The 3,468-nt window shown below is 71.9% G+C and carries 1 protein-coding gene; it reads right to left on the bottom strand.

Features of this window, described 5'->3' with window-relative positions:
• A partial coding sequence (locus ABZZ17_RS39915; protein WP_356884276.1) for an SDR family NAD(P)-dependent oxidoreductase occupies positions 1-3,468 on the bottom strand: 3,468 nt, incomplete at both ends.

Raw genomic sequence — 3,468 nt, 5'->3', positions numbered from 1 at the left:
GCGGCCTGCGTGTGCCCGATGTTCGACTTGATCGACCCCAGCAGCAGCGGACGGCCCTCCGGCCGCTCCTGCCCGTACGTCGCCAGCAGCGCCTGCGCTTCGATCGGGTCCCCGAGCCGGGTACCCGTACCGTGTGCCTCCACCGCGTCCACGTCCAGCGGGGAAAGTCCCGCCCCGGCCAGGGCCTCTCGGATGACCCGCTGCTGCGACGGGCCGTTCGGAGCGGTCAAGCCGTTGCTCGCACCGTCCTGGTTGACCGCCGAACCCCGCACCACGGCCAGGATCGGGTGGCCGTTCCGTATCGCGTCCGACTGCCGCTCCACGAGCAGCATGCCCGCGCCCTCGGCCCAGCCCGTGCCGTCGGCGGCCGCCGCGAAGGACTTGCAGCGGCCGTCCTCCGCCAGGCCGCGCTGACGGCTGAAGTCGATGAACGTCTCCGGGGTGGCCATGACGGCCACGCCGCCGGCCAGGGCCATGTCGCACTCGCCATTGCGCAGTGCCTGGATGGCCCAGTGCAGGGCGACCAGTGACGACGAGCAGGCCGTGTCGACGGTGACCGCCGGGCCCTCCAGGCCGAAGGTGTAGGCGATCCTGCCGGAGGCGATGCTGCCGGCGTTGCCGGTGCCGAGGTATCCCTCGACGCCCTCGGGCAGTTCCTCACCGTTTCCGGCGCCGTCCCCGATGCCGATGCCCGTCACGTAGTCGTGGTACATGACGCCGGCGAAGACGCCCGTCCGGCTGCCGCGCTGGGCGGTCGGGTCGATCCCGGCCCGTTCGAACGCCTCCCACGAGGTCTCCAGCAACAGCCGCTGCTGCGGGTCCATCGCCAGGGCCTCACGCGGCGAGATCCCGAAGAACGCCGCATCGAACTCGGCCGCCTTGTGCAGGAAACCGCCCTCACGGGTGTACGAGGTACCCGCGTGGTCCGGGTCCGGGTGGTAGAGGGCGTCGACGTTCCAGCCCCGGTCGGCCGGGAAGGCAGTGATGCCGTCGCCGCCCGTGGCGACGAGCTGCCACAGGTCCTCGGGCGTCCGCACCCCACCGGGGAACCGGCAGCCCATACCGACGATGACGATCGGATCGTCCGTCACGCCCACTGCGGGCCGTACGGGCGCCGTCAGACCGGTCGACGGCTCTTCGCCGACGGTCACGGCGAGCTCGTTCAGCAGGTGCCGGGCCAGTGCGGCCGGCGTCGGGTAGTCGAAGACCAGGGTCGGTGACAGCCGCAGCCCGGTCTCCGCCTTGAGTACGTTCCGCAGTTCCACGGCCGTGAGGGAATCGAAGCCGAGATCCCGGAAGGCCCGGTCCGCGTCGACCGCCCCGGAACCCGAGTGGCCGAGGACGGCAGCCACGTGTCCGGCCACCAGGTCCAGCAGTACGCCCTCGTGCTCCGCCGTAGGCAGGGCGAGCAGGCGAGCGGTCAGGGGCGATGCGTCGCCCGCCCCGGTGTGGCGTCGCTCGACACTCCGGCGTGCCGGTACCCGTACGAGGGAACGCAGCAGCGGCGGCGTGGTACCGGCGGAAGCGGCCTGCGCGCGCAGGACCGCAAGGTCCAGGTGCATCGGCAGGAGGACCGCCGAGTCCACCGTCATGGCGGTGTCGAAGAGGGAGAGTCCTTCGTCACTGGTGAGTGCGCCGACGCCGTCCCGGGCGATGCGCCGCAGGTCGGCCTCGTCGAGGCGACCTGCCATGCCACTGCCTGCCTGGGGAGCCCACAGGCCCCAGGCCAGGGAGGTGGCAGCCAGTCCCTCAGCCCGGCGGTGTTCGGCCAGAGCCTCCAGGAACGCGTTCGCCGCAGCGTAGTTGGCCTGCCCGGCCGCGCCGAACGCGGCCGCCGCACCCGAGAAGAGCACGAAAGCCGACAGGTCCAGCTCGCGCGTCAGCTCATGCAGGTTCCACGCGGCATCCACCTTCGGCCGCAGCACTGCCGCCACCCGCTCGGGGGTGAGGGAAGCCAGGACACCATCGTCCAGGACCCCGGCTGTGTGCACCACGGCCGTCAACGGATGCTCGGCCGCAATCCCCGCCAGCAGCTCCTCCAACGCCCCCCGGTCCGCGAGATCACAAGCCACGAGCTCCGCGTGCGCACCCAGTCCACGCAGCTCCGCAACCAGCTCCGCTGCCCCGTCCGCCGCCGGACCCCGACGGCTCGTCAGCAGCAGACGCTCCACCCCGTACACAGACACCAGATGACGGGCGAACAACCGGCCCAGAGCACCCGTGGCACCCGTGACGAGCACGGTCCCACCAGGCTCGCCAAGGGCCGTCGGCAGTTCGGTCGCGCGGTCCGAGTTGCTGTCCGAAGAAGCCACACGCACCAGACGCGGAACGGTGACCGCACCACCCCGGATCGCCACCTCCGGCTCCCCGGACGCCAACGCGGCAGGAACCGCCGCGAGCGACGCCTCCTCACCGTCCAGGTCGAGCATGAACAACTGCCCCGGGTTCTCCGACTGCGCCGAACGCAACAGCCCGCGAACCGCACCCCCCGCAAGATCCCCGACACCAGCACCGGCCTCGACGGCCACCGCACCAGAGGTCACCCACACCAACCGGGTGCCGGCGAACCGCTCATCAGCCAGCCACTCCTGCACCACCGCAAGCGCACCGTTCACCGCCGCATGCACGGAACCCACCACGTCACCGGCATCAACACCAGCCGACGGCACGACGAACACCGCATCCGGCACCGGCTCACCCGCCGCCAACGCCACACCGAGCGCGACCGCATCCGGGTAGCGGATGACATGGGCTCCCGTGGTGTCCAGGCCGATCTCGTCCCCGCCCAGCACCGCCCACCGCAGGCCGGCAGCGGCACCCGCCGAAGACACCGCACCGGGTACCCACTCCACGCGGAAGAGCGACTCCACATGACCGCCACCCGCCGCGTGCACCTGATCGGCGGAAGCCGGACGGAGCATCAACGACTCCACGGCCGCCACCGGACGCCCCGCCTCATCCGCGACCAACAGCGCGAGCGTGTGCGGATCGTCCGAAGAGAGCGGGGTCAGCCGCATGCGCAGCGAAGACGCGCCGGCCGCGTAGAGCGAGACTCCAGCCCATGAGAACGGCAGCAGAGCACCGGAAGACGTCCGTGCAGCGTCGTCGCCGTGGCCGATGGCGTGGAGGCCCGCGTCGAGCAGGGCCGGGTGCAGACCGAACCGCGCCGCATCCCGGCGTACGTCGTCCGGCAGCGCGACCTCGGTGAACAGCTCGGCGCCGCGCCGCCAGGCGGCCTTGAGGCCCTGGAACAGCGGCCCGTACGCAACGCCTTCCTCGGCGAGTTCCGTGTAGAGGCCGTGGACGTCGACCGGTACGGCGCCGGCCGGCGGCCACGCCGCCAGCTCGCCGAACTCCAGCTCCCCCTCCGGCTGCGCCCCGACCGCCAGCACACCGGACCCGTGACGCGTCCACAGCTCCTCGACCCCGCCGTCCTGACGACGCGAGTACACACTGAACGGCCGACGC

The sequence above is a fragment of the Streptomyces sp. NPDC006512 genome, from assembly GCF_040611935.1.
GTDB lineage: Bacteria > Actinomycetota > Actinomycetes > Streptomycetales > Streptomycetaceae > Streptomyces.
The sequence above is the reverse complement of the archived record's forward strand: the minus strand, read 5'-3'. Positions and strand labels throughout refer to the sequence as shown.